Origin of the sequence: Lentzea sp. JNUCC 0626 (genome assembly GCF_043632865.1) — a bacterium.
Classification (GTDB): domain Bacteria; phylum Actinomycetota; class Actinomycetes; order Mycobacteriales; family Pseudonocardiaceae; genus Lentzea.
On the sequence record NZ_CP171635.1, the window covers coordinates 6,132,324 to 6,149,679 of the forward strand.

Genomic DNA, 17,356 nt, shown 5'->3' on the forward strand with positions numbered 1-17,356 from the left:
TGCAGGCGGACCGGAGCATAAGACGCTAAACGCCGTCTTTACAAGGGATGTGCGTCTGGTCACCTTGTGTAACGAAGAACGTCTGATGAGAGGTTCGTCCGCAGGATTCCCTTCCGGGGATTTCGTCTGCTACAAAGCGTTCCGTCAGCATCCTCTGGGGGATGTCCACTGCTACCTGCCGCGCGACGAGCGCGTGCTTTGGCATGTCCGGAATTGGGGGACCAACAGCCATGACCAGACCCGAGCGCGGGTCGTGGAGACGCTGGACGCGGGTGCTTCTCGCCGCCGCCGTGGGGATCGCCGGCCTGCCGGTCCTCATGAGCGGGGCCAACGTCGCCCACGCCGTCGACACGATCTTCTGCAAGCCCACGGGCAACGTGTTCGTGAGCATGAACAACAGCCCCGGCCTGAACCTGCGCACGACCAACGAGCCGTCCGCCGGGTACAACCAGTGGACGGACCAGGGCATCGGCTGGGGCTGGGACTTCCACTTCTCCGCCGGTCCCGACGGGTACATCTGGTTCACTTTGGACAACGGCGAACTCCGCCGCCACCGGTGGATCGACGGCGTGGGCTGGGCCGACAACGGCATCAGCAAGCTGATCGCGACCGGCTGGGGTGGCTGGAACCTCCCCCAGTTCCGCAACCGGTTCACCGTGGACAGCACCAACACGCTGTACACAGTGGACGACAGCGGAAGCCTGAAGCAGCACAAGTACAACGAGACCACCGGCCAGATGGCGACCAAGGTCATCGAGGCGGGCTGGGGCAAGTACGACGTGGTCTTCGCGGCCGGCGCGGGCGTCCTCTACGCGCGTGACCCCGCGGTCCAGGGCGGCACGCTCTACCGCTACCAGTACGACGACGCCTCCGGCACGTTCACCCAGCGCGAGAAGAACATCGGCTGGGGCTGGAACGGCTACAAGCAGATCACCTCGCCCGGCGGCGACATCATCTACGGCACCTTCCCCGGTGGCGAGACCTGGTGGTACCGCTGGATTCCCGAGAGCGCCGAGAACCCGACCGGCCGCTCCGAGCGCGGTGGCTCCGGCGAGTGGAAGCAGAAGATCAGCACGTGGGGCGACGTCGACGAGATCGCCCCGGCGGTCGACACGTGCAGCATCAAGCCGATCGCGTCCGACGTGGTGTGCAAGCAGGACGCGAACATGTGGGGCTCGAGCCCTGACGCCGGTCTCTACCTGAAGAAGTACCTGGAGCCCGAGAGCGGCCTGACCGCGTGGGACCACTCCACCGGCCGGATCGGCAACGGCTGGAACAACATGCGGTTCATCGCCGGTCCCGACGGTTACAAGTACCTGATCCTCGCGGACGGCAAGGTCGCGCGGCACCGCTGGATCGAGGGTGTCGGCTGGGACAACGGCGGCGTCAGCAAGGAGATCGCGACCGGGTGGACCGGCTGGACCGATCCCCGGTACATCAACCGGATCACGGTCGACACCAACAACCACTTCTACGCCGCGCTCGCCAACGGCCAGCTCCAGCACAGCACCTACACCGAAGCGCCCGGGACCGGGGCCGTGACCTGGACCCAGGAGGTCATCGACGACGGCTGGGGCAAGTACGACCAGGTCTTCGCCGCGGGTGACGGCGTGCTCTACGCCCGCGACCCGAACATCGGTGACGGCACGCTGTTCCGCTTCCACTACGACTACAAGAACAAGCGGTGGATCGAGTACGGGCGCAACGTGGGCACCGGCTGGAACGGCTACACGCAGATCCTCTCGCCCGGCGCCGACATCGTCATCGGGCACGCCGGTCCGGACACCTGGTGGTACCGCTTCGACAACGCCACGAAGAGCTTCACGAACGGCGCGGAGAACACGTGGAAGGAATACATCATCTGGTGGGAAGGTCTCCAGCAGATGATGATCGACGTCGACGCGTGCAAGCTGAAGAACCCCGAGAAGATCACGCCTCCGCAGACGCCCGCCCCGGGAGTCGACAAGGCCGAGATGATCTACAACGCGCACAAGTCGCGGTTCGAGATCGCCTTCGCGGACGAGAACGGCTCGGTGAAGAACTACTACCAGCAGGTGTCGAACAGCGAGTGGCTCACGGTCAATCCCTTGTCCAGCACCGGGTACACCGGCCGGGCGACGCTCGCCCAGCAGGAGGACAACAAGATCGTCGTGATGGCGCGCGGCACCAACGCCCAGACGAAGGCCTTCGTCGAACCGGCGCCCAACTCGGGCACGTTCGTGTGGTCGCAGAAGGACGTCAAGGGCGCGCTCAACACTTCGCCGATCCTGGTGCGAGGTAACAACAAGCTGCTCACGGCGTTCGCACTCGACGGCAACAACAAGCTGTGGTTCGCGGAGCAGTTCGGGATCAACGGCGAGTTCAAGCCGTGGCGTCAGGCCACCGCGCCCGACACCTACAACATGTCCGGCGAGATGACGATCGTGCCGTCCGGTGACGGCTTCGAGATCGCCTACACGAGCGTCACCAACGTGGTCGCGGTCAAGAAGTTCGTCAACGGCGCGCTGAGCCCGCACCGGGTCGCCTCCGGCATCACCGCCGCCGGCGCTCCTGCCGCGGTCGTGTTCGCCGACGGCAAGGTCCAGCTGGTGGTCCGCGCCAACGACAACAAGCTCTACACGCAGAAGGAAGGCGCGTCGGGCTTCGCCGGCTGGACGAACATCAGTGGTGCCGTGCAGTTCACCGGCTCCCCCGAGGCGTTGCTGAACAAGTTCAACATCGTCGAGGTCGTGGCGCGCGACACCAACGGCGGGATCCACCGCGGTGGCCAGACCGCGCCGGGTTCCACGACCTGGCGGGTGTGGCACTACATCGCCTCGGACTCGCAGTACGACGTGTCGTTCGCCGCCGGCGCGAACAGCGAGCAGCGGATCTTCGCTGACACCGGCAACGGGAACTACATCCTGGCCGAGGCGCCGCCGTACGCCTCGGAGCCGAACCTCGCCATGTCCTCGGACGCGGCGACCTCGCTGGAGAAGTCCAGCAGAAAGGTTCCCGCCAACGCGACCGAGCACAAGCTGCCCGAGAAGTAGCACTGGGCTGAAGTAGCACCGCGCTGAAACGAGAAGGGGGCCGCCCGCCTGGGCAGCCCCCTTCTTCGTGCTCCTGGGTTACAGGCCCGATTCCGTGGTGCGGACCAGGATCGCGCCGCACTCCTCGCAGCGCACGACCTCGTCCGCGGCCGCGTCCCTGACCTTCGCCACGGCGCTGCGGTCCAGCTCGATCCGGCACGCGCCGCAGCGGCGGGACTGGATGAGGGCCGCGCCGATGCCGCGCTGCTCGCGCTGGCGGTCGTACGCCTTCAGCAGGTCGTCCGGGAAGCCCTTGGCCATGACCGCGCGGTCGGCGGTGCGGCGGGTCTCGACGGCCTCGAGGTCGGCCAGCGCCTCGTCGCGGCGGCTGGTGGCGGCCGCCAGGGTCTCCCCCGCCTTGTCGAGTTCGACGCGGGCGAACGAGACGTCCGCCTCGACGGCCTCGCGGCGTTCCATCAGCTCCAGCAGGTCGTCCTCGAGGATGCCCTGGCGGCGCTGCAGGGTCGCCAGTTCGTGCTCGAGGTCGGTGAGCTGCTTCGCGCCGACCGAACCCGACTGCATCAGCTTGCGGTCGCGCTCCTCGCGGGCGCGGACCTGGTCGATCTCGGTCTCCTGGCGCTTCACGTCGCGGTCGAGGTCGCCCAGCGTCGTCTCGACGGCCACCAGCGCGTCCTGCTTGGTGCGCGACAGCTGCTCGGCCTCGGCGATCTCGGCGATCTCCGGCAGCGTGCGGCGACGGTGGGTGACACGCGACAGTTCGGCGTCGACCCCGGCGAGGTCGAGCAGCCTGCGCTGCACTGCTGGGTCGGCTTTCACGCATGTCCTCCTGCTGATGGGCTCGTGGCACCGACGGTCCACGGATCGGTCCGGCGAGTGGAGACGAGTACGTCGACCCTACCGCCGAAGGCCTGCCGCAGGATCTCCGCCGCCTGCTCGCACCACGGCCACTCGCTGGCCCAGTGCGCGACGTCCACCAGCGCGGGGCCGCCGGACTCCAGGTGCTCCGACGCCGGGTGGTGCCTCAGGTCGGCCGTGACGTAGGCGTCGACGCCCAGGTCCCTGACCGCGCCGAGGTAGCTGTCGCCCGCGCCGCCGCACACCGCGACCCTGCTGACCAGGCGTTCCGGGTCGCCCGCCGCGCGCACGCCCTGGACCGTGGCGGGCAGGGCGTTCGCGACGCGCTGGGCGAAGACCTTCAACGGCTCGGGCTCCGGCAGGGTGCCGACGCGGCCGATGCCGGTGCCGGGCGCCTCCGCGGGGTCGAGCGGGCCGGTGATCTCGAGGCCGATGGCCTTCGCGAGGGCGTCCGAGACGCCGTTGAGGGCCGCGTCGGCGTTGGTGTGCGCGCAATACAGCGCCGCACTGTTCCGGATCAGCTTGTGCACCAACGCACCCTTGGGGTCGTCGGCCGGAACGCCGTTGACGCCGCGCAGCAGCAGCGGGTGGTGGGCGATCAGCAGCTGCGCGCCCGTTTCGACCGCTTCGTCCACAGTGGACGCGGTGGGGTCGACGCAGACGAGGATCCTGCTGACCTCCTCGCCGGGATCACCGCAGACCAGGCCTACCGCGTCCCACTTCTCCGCGGTCTTCGGCGGATACGCGGACTCCAGGACCGCGATCACGTCGGCGAGCTTCACACCAGTTCCTCCATCACTACCCGCAGCGCGTCCACGAACACCGCGAACTCCTCCGGCGGCCGGATCGCGACGCGCACGTAAGTGTCGTCCAGTCCGGGGAACGTGTCGCAGCGGCGGACCGCGATCCCCTTGTCCCGCAACGCCTGCCGCGTGCCCCTGGGCGCCCTGAGCAGCAGGAACGGCCCGTTCGGGGCAACGACGACGAGGTCTTGGAGCTGCTCCAAGGCGTGCTGGGCGTACTGCTGTTGCTGCCGCGCGAACTCCGCCGACTGCGCGAGCGCCTCCGGTTCGCAGCACGCGGTGATCGCTTCGAGGGTGAGACTGCCCACCGGCCAGTGCGGCCTACCGTGCGCGAGCCGCGCGAGGGTCTCGGGGTCGCCCAGGAGGTACCCGGCCCGCAGGCCCGCGAGGCCCCAGGTCTTGGTGAGGCTGCGCAGCACCAGCACGTCCGGGTCGTGCGCGAGCGACTCGGGTTCGCCGGGAACGGCGTCCATGAACGCCTCGTCGACGACCAGCCGGCCCGGCAGCGCCTTGATCCGGCGCGCCTCGTGCAGCACGGAGGTGGGGTTCGTGGGGTTGCCGATGACGGTCAGGTCGGCGTCGGACCGGACGTGCTCCGGCAGCCGGAAGTCGCCGTCGAGCAGCACGTGGTCCACCGGAATTCCGGCATCGCGAAAAGCCACCTCCGGCTCGGTGAAGCCGGGGTGGACGATCGCGGCACGGCGCGGCGCGAGCTTCGGCAGCAACGCGAAGCCCTCGGCGGCACCGTTGAGGAGCAGAACCTCGTCCGGCGAGCGCCCGTGACGGCGTGCGACGGCCTCACGAGCGCGCAGTTCAGCCAGGTGCGAGGGGTAACGCCCGAGCTCGTCGAGCGCCGCGGCCAGCCGTTCGCGCAGCCAATCGGGCGGGTGCGGCACCCGCACGTTGACGGCGAAGTCGGCGAGGCCGGGTGCGGCGTCGACGTCACCGTGGTGGCGCAGGTCTGGGCTGGTCATCGCCGGAAATGGTAAGCGATGGGCTCAGACCGGCACGTCACTGCATGTAGCGGCGGAGCTCGGTGAGGTGGCTGATCAGCTCGTCCAGCTGGAAGGCGTCGAGCTGCGCGGACTCACCGGGCGGGGTGCGGAAGCAGACGCGACCCTTCTCGTTGAGGTACACCTCGAACGCACGACGGCGCCCGAGGGCGTCGGTGCACCCGATGATCTCCCGTTGCGGGGGCACGTCGGTACCTGTCTGCATGGGCGGCCTCCATGTCGTTTGTCCGTACATCTTGCGACAACGGTTGAGCGTTACCGTGCGGCGGTGCTCACTCGCCGATCTTCTCGGCGGGCGGCCAGGCTCTGCGCCGTCGTCTCCCCAGTAGAGGCCGGCTGCCTGCATCGTGTCCTTGAGCCTACTGGTGCAGCACGCCCGCGACGTCGGGAACGGTGCACCTGTTACCCGCTGTGCGCAACCAAATCCCATAGGCTGCAAGACATGCACGTCTCGTTCGTCTGCACCGGCAACATCTGTCGGTCACCTGTCGCCGCCCTGGTGTTCCGGGAATGGCTGGCCCGCGAAGGCCTTTCCGACCACGTCGAGGTGTCGAGCGCCGGCACCGGCGGCTGGCACGTCGGCGACCCCGCCGATCCGCGCGCCCTGAAGACGTTGGCCGACAACGGCTATCCCACCGACCACGTGGCCGCGCAGGTGGGCCCGGCCCACCTCGACGCGGACCTGTTGGTGGCCCTGGACTCCGGTCACGCGCGTGCGTTGCGCCAGATGGTCGAGCCGGACCGCGTGCGACTGCTCCGTTCGTTCGATCCGGACGCCGACGGGGTGGACGTGCCGGACCCGTACTACGGCGACGCGGCCGGGTTCGACGAGGTGCTCTCGATGACCGAGGCGGCGATGCCGGGGTTGATCGCGTGGGTGCGCGAGCGGCTCTGAGGACGAAGGTGGGGACGCCGTCGGCCACTGCTGCCGAGGCGGCCGGGCTGCGGTGGTTGCGCGTCGACGGCGGGCCGCCGGTGCCGGTCGTGCACAGCGCTCTCGGCGGTCGGTTGGTGATGGACGAGATCCCGCACGGCCCGCCGAATCTTCAGGCGGCCGTGACCTTCGGGCGCCGTCTTGCTGCCTTGCACCTCGCTGGGGCCGAGGCTTTCGGGTCACCGCCTCCCGGTGGGCCGCGTGAGGCGACCATCGGGATGGCGGCGATGGTGAACGAGCCTGCTGCCGAGTGGCCGTCGTGGTTCGCGTCACACCGCATCGCGCCGTACGCGCATCAGGCGGGCGTTGACGTGAGCGAGGTGTGTGCGCGGATCGACTCGTTGGCCGGTCCTGCGGAACCGCCTTCTCGGCTGCACGGCGACCTGTGGGCCGGCAACGTCCTGTGGGGCGCGGACGGGCAGGTGTGGCTGATCGACCCGGCGGCGCACGGCAGGCATCGGGAGAGCGATCTCGCGATGCTCCAGCTGTTCGGGTGTCCGTTCCTCGACCACGTGCTGGGTGCGTACCGGGAGGTGGCGCCGCTGGCCGATGGGTGGGAGGCGCGCGTGCCGTTGCACCAACTGTTCCCGCTGCTCGTGCACGCGGTGCTGTTCGGCGGCGGGTATCACACGCAGGCCGAGGCCGCAGCTCGCGCGGCTCTGCGGTCGTGACCCAGTTCCACGAGGTCCGGCTCACCCGATCGCGCGTTGCGTTTGTTTCGAATACTGCGGATACTTCGACTGGAGGGAAGGAGGAAACCGATGAGTTCCGCAGCATTGCGAGCCGTGCAGCCTGATGCCGAGGACGTCGTCACCGCTCACGCCGCGCTGAACAGGGTCAAGGCGTACCTGCACGATCACCTCGACGAGGAGGGCGACGTCCGCGTCCGGGTCGAGGAGAACGACGACGTCCTGGTCCTGCCACGCGCTGCAGTCGAGCTCTTCGCCCAGATCCTCGCCTACATGGCCGCAGGCCACGGCGTGTCCGTCGTGCCCGCCGACGCCGAGTTGACCACGCAACAGGCCGCAGACCTGTTGAACGTGTCACGCCCGTACCTGATCGGTCTGCTGGAAGCCGGCGAGATCGAGTACCGCAAGGTCGGCAAGCACCGCCGCATCAAGGCCGCGTCGCTGGTGGAGTACATGCGCAACGACGACCAACGTCGGCGCCGCGCCGCCGACGAGTTGTCCGCGCTCACGCAAGAGATGGGCATGGCCTGAGTGAGTTTCGTCGTCGTCTACGACGCCAACGTTCTGTATCCGAGCACTTTGCGAGACCTGCTGATCCGCATCGCCGCAGCGGGTCTCGTCCAGGCCAAGTGGACCGATCAGATCCTCGACGAGGTCTTCCGCAACATCAGGAAGAACCGGCCGGACCTCTCCGAGCAGCAGCTCCAGCGCACCCGATCCCTGATGCTCACCGCGGTCAGGGATTGCCTGGTCACGGGCTATGAGCGACTGATACCCGCGCTGGACCTGCCGGATCCGGACGACCATCACGTGCTGGCGGCGGCGATCAGGGCACGTGCGCAGGTGATCGTCACCGACAACCTCAAGGACTTCCCAGCGGAGTCGCTGGGCGAATGGGACGTCGAAGCCAAGGACGCGGACGACTTCGTCATCGACCAGATCGGACTCGACGCCAAAGTCGTCTGGAGTTGCGTTCAGCAGATCGCGAACTCGTGGCGCAATCCGCCCGGCACGGTCGAGGACGTGCTCGCCTCGCTCGAGCGCTGCGGACTGGTGCAGTCAGTGGCCGCACTCAGGGCGCTCTGACCGGTCAACTACCGTGAGGTCGTGCGGTTCAAGTTCCTCCTCAAGCCGGGCTGGCTGGCGCTGACCCTGGCCGTCTGGGTGTTCGCGGGTGCCTGCATCTACTTCCTGTCGCCGTGGCAGTTCGGCCGCAACGACGAACGGCAAGAGCAGAACTCCGCCATCACCAAGTCGCTGAAGAGCGACCCCGCGCAGTTCGGGGCCCAGCACGACGAGTGGCAGAAGGTCGAGATCAAGGGCCGCTACGTGCCGGAGCTGGAAGCTCTCGCCCGACTGCGGACCGTCCAGGGCGAGGCGGCGTTCGAGGTCATCACGCCGTTCGAGACCACGACGGGCCACAAGATCCTGATCGACCGCGGGTACGTGCGGCCGATCAACGGCATCAAGCCGCCGAACTTCGACGCGCCGCCCACGGGCGAGGTCACGCTCATCGGGCTCGCGCGGCCGAACGAGTCGAACGACCAGCCCGCGTTCGAGCAGGACGGCCGCAAGCAGATCTACTCGATCAACAACAACGCGGTCGGCGCGGGCATCGAGCCCGGCTACTACCAGCTGATCGAGAACCAGCCGGGTGCGCTCGACACGTTGCCGCTGCCCAGGCTCGAGTCCGGGCCGTTCTTCTCCTACGCGCTGCAGTGGATCGCGTTCGGCGTGATGGCGGTCGGCGGGTGGCTCTACTTCACGATCCGCGAGGCACGGCCTGGTGGCGTGCTGTACGAGGGCCGGACGAAGAAGAAGTCGATCGCCGAGCTACTTGCGGAAGAGAGCGATGAAGGCGCTGACGAACCCCGCGCCGAAGCCGACGACGCGGGACAGCTCCACGGCTCGCGTCACGTGACCTGAGTCCGGGTTGCGGCCGTGGCCGAGCACCGGGCGTTCCTCGACGCCGTGCGCGTAGACCGTGCGGCCGCCGAGCCTGATCTCCAGCGCTCCGGCGAACGCCGCCTCCACCTGGCCCGCGTTGGGCGACGGGTGGGCTGACGCGTCGCGGCGCCAGGTCTCCAGCGCCTGCGAGGCCGAGCCGCCGACGACCGGGGCACCGCCGACCGTCAGCAACGCCGCGAGCCGCGACGGCAACAGGTTCAGCACGTCGTCGAGACGAGCCGACGCCCAGCCGAAGCGCAGGTAGCGCGGCGACTTGTGGCCCACCATCGCGTCCAGGGTGTTGGCGGCGCGGTAGCCCAGGAGCCCGGGGACGCCGGCGACGGCTCCCCAGAACAGCGGCGCCACGACGGCGTCCGAGGTGTTCTCGGCGACGGACTCGACGGTCGCGCGGGCCAGGCCCAGCGTGTCGAGCCGGGAAGGGTCGCGGCCGCAGAGCGAGGGCAAGCGGTCCCGGGCCGCGTCCAGGTCGCCGTCGGCCAGTTCGCGGCCCATCGACGTGCCCTCGGTGGCGAGCGAGTTGCCGCCGAGCACCACCCAGGTGGCCAGGCCGGTCGTCAACGCCTGGGCGAGCCAGTGGCGGCGCGCGGCCCGTTCGACGGCCACGCCGAGCGCCACGGTGCCGCCCACGAGGACGGCGGAGTGGATCACTCCGGCGGCCTCCGAGTCGCCGTAGAGCTTCTTCTCGACCGCCGCGGCGGTCGACCCGAATGCCGCTACCGGGTGAAATCGGCGTGGATCACCGAAGACCGCGTCCGCCGCCACGCCCAGCAACAACCCCAACGCGCGACCCGCGCCCACGGCATCCTCCCCAGCTCGTCGAAGGCACGGTAGCGCCGCATCACACCTGCGCGCGCATTAGGGTGGCCGGTCGTGGAGCACAAGCGGCTGAAGTTGTACGCCTACCTGGACGCGCGCGATCACCAGCGCACGTACCTGGCGATCATGCGGCTGTTCACCTCCACGTTGCTCGCGGATCTCTCCGCAGGCGAGGTCGCCGGAGCACTGGCCGGGCAGGAGCGCGAGGGCCGCGTCGAGCAGGGCGAGAGCCGCATCGAGAACGTCATCAACCGCCTCAAGCAGCTGGTCGAGTGGGGCAACCTCGTCCAGGGCCGGCGCGAGGTCGTCGCGGCCAGCATCGCCGAGTTCCAGCACGGCAGCGTCCGCTACCAGGTCTCCAAGCTCGCGGTCCGCGTCCAGCGCGACGTCGACGAGCTGCTCAGAGTCCCGGAGGGCGCCCGCGAGGTGTCCCGCGAACTCCTCCCCGCCATCGAACGCGGCCTCAACGAGCTGGGTGGATCTCTCAGCGTCGCCCTGCTGAACGAGGGCGACAAGACCAAGGAACTGCTGGCCGAACGCGTCACCACGCTGTTCCTCCAGCACGCCGAACTCGCGGCGACGGTCCGCGACTTCTACGCCTACCTCGGCCAGGTCGTCACCAGGAACCACCTGGCACCCGAGGAGATCGCGGGCTTCCGCAACCTGCTGGTCGAGTACATCCAGCGGGTCGTCGAGGACGTCCTCAAGTACACGCCCCCGATCGCGGAAGCCCTGGCCGGACTCACCAAGGCACGCAGCGAACTCGTCCGCCTCCTCGGCACCGACCTCGGCCAGAACGTCGAACGCGCCCGCGGCCGCACCCCGGAGGACTGGCAGGAGCTGACCGACTGGTTCGTCGACCGGCCGGGCCGTCCGAGCCAGGTCACGGCTCTCAGAGAAGCAACCGCCCGCGCCATCGGCAGCCTGCTCGCCAGCGTGAAGCGCGCGACGTCCGGCGGTGGCCTGCTGCCGGGACGCCGGGCCGAACTCCTCAAGCTCGCGAGCTGGTTCCAGAACTCGACCCGCGAAGAGGCGCACGAGATCTACGCCTCGGCGTTCGGGCTCTACAGCGCACGGCACCTCTCCCCCGCCCCCGAGCACGACTCGGACAACGAACGCACGCCGTGGCGCGACGGCCCGGTCTGCGACGTGACCGTGTCCGTCCGCACGAGAGGCGACCGGGGCGGGCGCGGCAGGCCGTCCAGGATCCTCGACGACCCGATGACCGAGCAGTCGCTGCTGGCCGAGGCGCGCGAGGCCGACGAGATCCGCGCCCGGCACGTCGCCGAGCTCACCCAGGCCGCCGGGAACCTGGAGAACACCACGCTCACGCACGGCGCGCTGGAGGTGTTCTGCGAGCTGCTGACGCTCGCGATGGCCCAGCGCGACTCGCCGAACGACAGCGGGTCGGCCAGCGACCCGGTGCGCGGCCTCAAACTCGAGATCGCCCACGGCACCACGACGCAGATCCGCTCCGCCGCCGGGACGCTCACGCTCCACGACGCGACGGTGGCCCTGAAACGATGAACCACTTGGACAACCTCTCCGACATCGACGCCGCCAACGTCGTGCGGTGCGCGCGCACGTTGCTGCGCCGCCCGTTGCTGCGCAGCGAAGGCCCCGACGGCGAACTGCTCAGCCTCGTCTACCGGCACCGCGCGGTGCTCCAGGACCTGTTCGCGGGCCTGCTCGGCTACCGGCTGGTCGTGGAACGCCGGTTCGCACGCCTCTACAAGTCCGGGCCCGGCAACGACGACACGCGTGGTGTGCTCAGCATGTCCCCGCGCGGCTACGCCTACCTGGCGCTCACGCTCGCGGTGCTGACCGGCATCGGCCGCCAGACGTTGCTCAGCAGGCTGGTGGCCGACATCCGTTCCGCCGCAGCGGAAACGGGCATCGACGCACCGGACGACATCGGCGAACGGCGGGCGCTCACGGCCGCGCTGCGGCACCTCGTGTCGCTGGGCGTGCTGCACGAGACCGAGGGTTCGGTCGCGCAGGACGTGCTGCCGCAGGAAGCGCTGATCACGATCGACACCGACCTGCTGGGCCAGCTCGTCACCGGCCCGGTCGGCGAGGCGACGTCCCCGGCCCACCTGGTCGAACTCGCGGCACGCCCCGGCCCGCGCGGGATCGAGCACGCCGTGCGGCGCAGGCTCGTCGAGACGCCGCTGGTGCTGTACGCGGACCTGCCGGACGAGCAGGCGGAGTGGCTGCGGCGCAACCAGCGCAAGGAGACGGCGTTGCTGGAGCAGGCTTTCGGCCTGCACACCGAGTGCCGCGTCGAGGGCGTGCTGGCCGCCGACCCCGAGGACTTCCTGACGGACCTGTCGTTCCCGGGCGTCTCGACGGTCGCGCGCATCACGCTGCTGGCGTTGCCCGACCTGCTGGGCAGCGAGGACGAGGACGCACCCACCCGGCACGTCGTCACGGTCGAACGGCTGCGCGAGGTCTGCGCCGGTCTGGTCGAGGACTATCCTGCGGCGTGGTCGAAGCAGTTCACCGACGACCTCGACCGGCTGGTCGCCGAGGTGACGGAGCTGTTGCGGCGCATGGGATTGGCCGTGCGGCTGGACGACGGCGCGTGGTCGGTCAGCGCGGCGGCGCACCGCTGGCTGCCCTCGCCCGACGGCGACCCGGAACGCGAACGTGAGCAACCCGAACCCGTTGTGGTGCAAGAAGTACCGAGCTGGTCCCTGTTCGACGAGGAGAACGTTTCATGAGCAGGTGGCGGCTGCACCGCGGCGGCGTGGTCAACATCTGGCAGTACACCGAGCAGACGTTCGACTTCTCCGGTGGCCGCGCGATCTTCCAGGGCACCAACGGTTCCGGCAAGTCCCGCACGCTGGAGCTGCTGCTCCCGCTGTGCCTCGACGGCGACCTGCGCCAGCTCGGCTCGAAGGGCTTCGACACCGTCAGCCTGCGCCGCCTGATGCTCGACGACTACGACGGCGGCCCGAACCGCATCGGCTACGCGTGGGTCGAGCTGATCCGCGAGGCCGCTGACCACAGCGGCAACGAGTACCTGACGTGCGGGCTCGGCGTGAAGGCGTCCAAGACCTCGCAGGCCATCACGGACTCGTGGCGGTTCGTCACGCCCATGCGCGTCGGCACGGAACTCCAGCTGGCGGGCCCGGAACGCGTCCCGCACGGCCCGGCCCAGCTGCGCGACCTCATCGGCGCGGACTGCATGTTCGAGGAACCGGCGTTCCGCGCGAAGATCGCCGAGACCGTCTACGGCGTGCCCGCCGCGCGGTACGGCGACCTGCTGCACCTCCAGCGGACGCTGCGCAACCCGGACGTCGGCCTGAAGGTCCTCGAAGGCCAGCTCGAACAGATCCTGTCCGACGCCCTGCCGCCGCTGGACCAGGCGATGGTCGAGCAGCTCGCGACGTCGTTCGACGACCTGGAGTCGATCCGCGAGAACATCGTCCGGCTGTCCTCTGCGGACAGTGCGCTGACGACGTTCCTCAAGACCTACAGCGACTACGCGTTCGGAGGGCTGCGAAGCGCCTCCGAACGGCTGGAGGCCGCCGAGAAGTCGGTGACGAAGCTGCGGCGTGAGCAGGCGAAGCTCAGCCAGGAGCTCGACCTCACGCGGATGGAGCGCTCGGCGTCCGAGCAGGCGCTCACCGACATGGAGACCGGCGAGCAGCAGGCAGAGGAGACCATCGCGGCGCTGAAGGAGCTGCCCGCGTTCCGCGACCTCCAGGACCTCAAGACGCGCGAGAACCTGGTGGCGGAGAAGCGTTCCTCGGCCGTCGCCGCGCTCGAGACCGCGCACCGCCAGCGCGCGCAGGAGGACGCGGCCGTCGACAACGTGCTGCGGTTGCTGCGCAGGCTCGCCGAGGACCTCCAGGCCGCGGACGCGTTGAGCGACCCGTTGCGGGAGAACCTGCGGCTGGCGGGCATGGACGCCGACTTGGCGCCGGACGTGCCGCAGGTCCCGGCCGCCGAGGCCACGGTGACCACGGACTCGGTGCGCGCCAAGCCCGATCCCGAGGCCGGGCCGCTGCCGATCGAACGCCGGGTGCCGCCCGCCGCCGCGACCGAGGACGTGCTGGCCTCGCTGTCGTCCGTGATCGACCAGACCTCCGGCATCGCTTCCCTGGCACGCCAACGAGGTGCGCTCGCGCTGGCGTTGCACGAGCAGGCACTCGCCCTGGACGCGCAGCACCGCGAGGTGGAGTCGTTGCGGCAGAAGGCCCGCGACGCCCAGCTCGGCGCGACCGAGTCGACGTCGATGCGCAACCAGGAGATGCAGGAGCTGGCCGAGGTCGTGCAGGCCTGGCTGGAGCAGGTCGAGGTGTGGACGACGAGCGGCCCGCTGCTCGACGATCGCCCCGCCGGTGCGCTGACGCTGCCGCAGACCGCCGACCCGGCCGCCGCGAAGACGTTGAGCACCACCGCCCGCGAGTGGGCGGGACCGCTCGTGCAGGCGGCCCGCGACGCCGCGCACGCGTTCACCCAGCAACGCGCGGACCTGCGTGCCCGCCTCGACACGCTGGACGAGGAACTCGTCGGCCTGCGGTCGGGCAACGAGCGCGTGCCGGTGCCGGGTCAGTACACGTCCGCGACCCGTGATGTGGCGGTGGGAGCACCGTTCTACCGGCTGGTCGACTTCGTGCCGTCGCTGACCGACGACGAACGCGCCGGGCTCGAAGCGGCGTTGCAGGCGAGCGGACTGCTGGACGCCTGGGTGAGCACGGCCGACGCCTCGTTGGAGGACGTCCTGGCCGTACCGCGACCGGCGGCGGACGGGCGGTCGCTCGCCGACTACCTGGTGCCCGCGGTCGAGGGTTCGCCGGTGCCCGAGGAGTTCGTCGCGGACCTGCTGCGCGCGGTGTCGCTGGACGACATGACGACCACCGGCGACTGGCGCACGGGCGTGCTGACCGGCCGCTGGACCAAGCCGGAGGCCGAGTTCATCGGCGCGGGTGCCCGGCAGGCCGCGCGCGGCCGTCGAATCGGTGCCCTGGAAGAGGAACTGGCCGACCTGCGCGACCAGCTCGGCACCGCCGAGGACGAACTCGCCCGCGCCCACGAGCACGTCGCCACCTGGGAGGCGCACCTCGCGGCGTTCCCCGCCGACGGCGAGCTGATCGCGAAGCACAGCCGCGTCCAGGCCGCCGACGAGTCCGCCGCCCGTTCGCAGCAACGCACGTTCGAACTGCGGGAAGCGTTGGAGAACGCCAACTCCCGGCTCGAAGCCGCGCGGTCGGAGCTGACCCGGCAGGCCGGTGACGCCGACCTGTCGTCCGACACGGAGGCGTTGCGTGCCGCCCAGGCCGCGGCCTCCGAGGCCCAGCGCACGGCCGACCTGCTCGGTGACGCGGTCAAGAGGCGTTGTCAGGGCACGATTTCCGACCTCACCGACGCCTCGCACCGCTACCACGAGGCCGTCGCCGACCGGCAGACCGCCGAGATCGACGCCGACAGCCGGTGCGTCGACTACGCGGCCCAGGCCGGAACGCTCGCCGAACTGACCGACGCGGTCGGCGGCGAGGCCAAGGAGATCAGCGAGCAGCTGACGTCGTTGGAGAAGTCGCGCAAGAAGATGCGCGAGGACCTCAAGGGCGTGCGCGAGAGCATCACGACCGCGCGGGAGCAGGCGGCGAAGCTGGCGGCGTTGCTGGAGACCAACTCCACGCAGGTCGCCGAGTCCGAGGACGCGCTGGGCCGCGCTTCCGCGAACTTCACGGCGACGGTGCGCGCACCTGGCCTGATCGCCGCCGCGTTCCCGGACCTGGGCGGCGGCGAGGCCGCGGACCAGAGCGGTTCCACCCTCGACGCCACCGTCCGTCAGGCCGTCGCCGACACCCCTGACCGGCGCGGCGGCACCGAGGCCACCGTCATCGCGAAGCTCCAGGCGTTGCAGACCTCCCTGGCCGGCAGCCACGACATCGCCGCCGAACAGCACGCGGGCCTGCTCACCGTCACCGTGACCGGCGAGGAGGGCGCGAAACCCGTCGCCGTCGCCGCCCGCCAGGTGACGACGAAGCTGACCGAGCAGCGCGGCTTCCTCGACGAGCAGTACCAGGGGATCTTCGCCGACTACCTGATCCGCGACCTGGCCGAGTGGCTGCGCGGCCAGATCACCGTCGCCGAGGACCTCACCAAGCGGATGAACGAGGTGCTCGGCCAGGCACGCTCCAGCCAGGGCGTGCACGTCAAGCTCGCCTGGAAGTCGTCCAGCGCGTTGGACGACGCGACCCGGCAAGCGCTTGCGCTGGTGCGGTTGCCGTTCGGCGAACGCACGCCGGAGCAGGACGCCACGCTGCGCCGCGTCTTCACCGAGCGGATCGAGAACGAACGCGACGCGCACTCCGGCGGCTACGCCGAGATCCTGTCGCGCGCCCTCGACTACCGCACCTGGCACCAGTTCACGGTCACCGTCGCCGACACCGGCCCCGACGGCGGCCCGCGCGAACGACGACTGAAGCAACTCTCGTCCGGCGAGACCCGCCTGATCTCGTACGTGACGCTGTTCGCGGCGGCGGCGAGCTTCTACGACGCGGTCAGCGACGAGTTCGACCCGCTGCGCCTGGTGCTGCTCGACGAGGCGTTCGAACGGCTCGACGACCCGACCATCGCGCGCATGCTGGGGTTGCTGGTCGACCTCGACATGGACTGGGTGATCACCTGGCCGAGCGGCTGGGGCGTGTCGGACAAGATCCCGAGGATGCACATCTACGACGTGCTTCGGCCCAAGAACGGCCGGGGCGTGGCGTGCACGCAGACGACGTGGGACGGCGCGGCGCTGGACCGGATCGACCCCTAGGCGAACGAGGGAGTACCGCGGCGGTGCGGACGACTTCCCACCGCCGCAAGCCTTTGCGGCGTCCAGATGTCGTCGCGGTCGTTGAGGCTGAGCTCGCCGCCGCGGCGGAGCAGCCACACGACTTCGTAGTCGAAGTGCAGCACGGCGTCGCCGGGCACCTCGTCGAGCACCGCGATCGTCCGGCGGACCACGTCGTCGAGCTGGCGAGCGGTGTCGGTCTCCTTGTCCAGCCGGAACACGACCCAGACCGTCGGCGCGAACCCGAGATCGGACTCGACGACGCTCCACGGGCTGGGCTCGGTCGCCCCCACCCTGAGCCAGGTGCCTTCGGCGACGGCAACACCCTGCAGGAGCTGCCCCAGCGTGACCTCCGGGTCCCCCGGCAGCACGGGCAGCCTGCGCGCGACCTGGTCCGCCGACAGCGAGGTCGCGATGTCGAGGCTGTACGAGAGGGCCATCTGTTGT

The 17,356-nt window shown here is 69.9% G+C and carries 15 protein-coding genes; 9 read left to right on the forward strand and 6 right to left on the reverse strand.

The window, feature by feature from the left end:
• The first annotated feature begins 230 nt into the window (after positions 1 to 230).
• Positions 231 to 3,032 (forward strand): tachylectin-related carbohydrate-binding protein, encoded by a 2,802-nt coding sequence (locus tag JNUCC0626_RS27720; protein WP_394613686.1) that lies wholly within the window; start codon positions 231 to 233, stop codon positions 3,030 to 3,032.
• A 78-nt stretch (positions 3,033 to 3,110) separates the two neighbouring features.
• Here the strand turns inward: JNUCC0626_RS27720 and JNUCC0626_RS27725 are convergent, their stop codons facing one another.
• Genes JNUCC0626_RS27725 through JNUCC0626_RS27740 form a run of 4 tightly spaced genes read right to left on the reverse strand, consistent with a single transcriptional unit; the run spans position 3,111 to position 5,908 of the window.
• A complete protein-coding gene (locus JNUCC0626_RS27725) occupies positions 3,111 to 3,848 on the reverse strand; it encodes a zinc ribbon domain-containing protein (RefSeq protein WP_394613687.1) in 738 nt (245 codons plus the stop codon).
• Positions 3,845 to 4,669 (reverse strand): Nif3-like dinuclear metal center hexameric protein, encoded by an 825-nt coding sequence (locus tag JNUCC0626_RS27730; protein WP_394613688.1) that lies wholly within the window; start codon positions 4,667 to 4,669, stop codon positions 3,845 to 3,847. Before JNUCC0626_RS27730 ends, JNUCC0626_RS27725 begins: the two co-directional genes overlap by 4 nt.
• Positions 4,666 to 5,664, reverse strand: a complete 999-nt coding sequence (gene cobC / locus JNUCC0626_RS27735) for an Rv2231c family pyridoxal phosphate-dependent protein CobC (RefSeq protein ID WP_394613689.1) — start codon at positions 5,662 to 5,664, stop codon at positions 4,666 to 4,668. The genes JNUCC0626_RS27730 and cobC overlap by 4 nt, the downstream gene beginning before the upstream one ends.
• 37 nt (positions 5,665 to 5,701) lie before the next feature.
• Positions 5,702 to 5,908, reverse strand: coding sequence for a hypothetical protein (locus JNUCC0626_RS27740; protein WP_030472678.1), 207 nt, complete (start codon positions 5,906 to 5,908; stop codon positions 5,702 to 5,704).
• A gap of 237 nt (positions 5,909 to 6,145) precedes the next feature.
• On the opposite strand from JNUCC0626_RS27740, the gene JNUCC0626_RS27745 reads away from it, so the two are divergent.
• The 5 genes from JNUCC0626_RS27745 to JNUCC0626_RS27765 all read left to right on the forward strand — a co-directional run bounded on the left by JNUCC0626_RS27745 (position 6,146) and on the right by JNUCC0626_RS27765 (position 9,252).
• On the forward strand, positions 6,146 to 6,598 hold the full coding sequence (locus JNUCC0626_RS27745; RefSeq protein ID WP_394613690.1) for a low molecular weight protein-tyrosine-phosphatase: 453 nt from the start codon (positions 6,146 to 6,148) through the stop codon (positions 6,596 to 6,598).
• A gap of 8 nt (positions 6,599 to 6,606) precedes the next feature.
• On the forward strand, positions 6,607 to 7,308 hold the full coding sequence (locus JNUCC0626_RS27750; RefSeq protein ID WP_394613691.1) for a fructosamine kinase family protein: 702 nt from the start codon (positions 6,607 to 6,609) through the stop codon (positions 7,306 to 7,308).
• A gap of 90 nt (positions 7,309 to 7,398) precedes the next feature.
• Positions 7,399 to 7,857, forward strand: coding sequence for an excisionase family DNA-binding protein (locus tag JNUCC0626_RS27755; RefSeq protein WP_394613692.1), 459 nt, complete (start codon positions 7,399 to 7,401; stop codon positions 7,855 to 7,857).
• Complete coding sequence (locus tag JNUCC0626_RS27760; protein WP_394613693.1) at positions 7,858 to 8,412, forward strand: PIN domain-containing protein; 555 nt, start codon at positions 7,858 to 7,860, stop codon at positions 8,410 to 8,412.
• Between the two features lie 21 nt (positions 8,413 to 8,433).
• Positions 8,434 to 9,252 carry an SURF1 family cytochrome oxidase biogenesis protein gene (locus JNUCC0626_RS27765; protein WP_394613694.1) on the forward strand — a complete coding sequence of 273 codons (819 nt, stop codon included), beginning with the start codon at positions 8,434 to 8,436 and terminating at the stop codon, positions 9,250 to 9,252.
• On the opposite strand, the gene JNUCC0626_RS27770 is transcribed toward JNUCC0626_RS27765, so the two are convergent.
• The gene (locus tag JNUCC0626_RS27770; protein ID WP_394613695.1) at positions 9,160 to 10,092 is read right to left on the reverse strand and encodes a cobalamin biosynthesis protein; all 933 of its coding nucleotides are present in this window, start codon (positions 10,090 to 10,092) and stop codon (positions 9,160 to 9,162) included. The genes JNUCC0626_RS27765 and JNUCC0626_RS27770 overlap by 93 nt on opposite strands.
• A gap of 72 nt (positions 10,093 to 10,164) precedes the next feature.
• Here JNUCC0626_RS27770 and JNUCC0626_RS27775 point away from each other — a divergent pair, with 72 nt between their 5' ends.
• From JNUCC0626_RS27775 to JNUCC0626_RS27785, 3 genes are read left to right on the forward strand one after another with little or no spacing between them, the layout of a single operon-like run.
• Positions 10,165 to 11,637, forward strand: coding sequence for a DUF2397 domain-containing protein (locus JNUCC0626_RS27775; protein WP_394613696.1), 1,473 nt, complete (start codon positions 10,165 to 10,167; stop codon positions 11,635 to 11,637).
• Positions 11,634 to 12,833: a TIGR02678 family protein gene (locus JNUCC0626_RS27780; protein WP_394613697.1), complete on the forward strand. Its 1,200-nt coding sequence runs from the start codon at positions 11,634 to 11,636 to the stop codon at positions 12,831 to 12,833. Before JNUCC0626_RS27775 ends, JNUCC0626_RS27780 begins: the two co-directional genes overlap by 4 nt.
• Positions 12,830 to 16,891 carry a TIGR02680 family protein gene (locus JNUCC0626_RS27785; protein WP_394613698.1) on the forward strand — a complete coding sequence of 1,354 codons (4,062 nt, stop codon included), beginning with the start codon at positions 12,830 to 12,832 and terminating at the stop codon, positions 16,889 to 16,891. Before JNUCC0626_RS27780 ends, JNUCC0626_RS27785 begins: the two co-directional genes overlap by 4 nt.
• On the opposite strand, the gene JNUCC0626_RS27790 is transcribed toward JNUCC0626_RS27785, so the two are convergent.
• Positions 16,888 to 17,349, reverse strand: coding sequence for a SitI3 family protein (locus JNUCC0626_RS27790; protein ID WP_394613699.1), 462 nt, complete (start codon positions 17,347 to 17,349; stop codon positions 16,888 to 16,890). The two genes, JNUCC0626_RS27785 and JNUCC0626_RS27790, sit on opposite strands and share 4 nt — an antisense overlap.
• Positions 17,350 to 17,356: the final 7 nt, after the last annotated feature.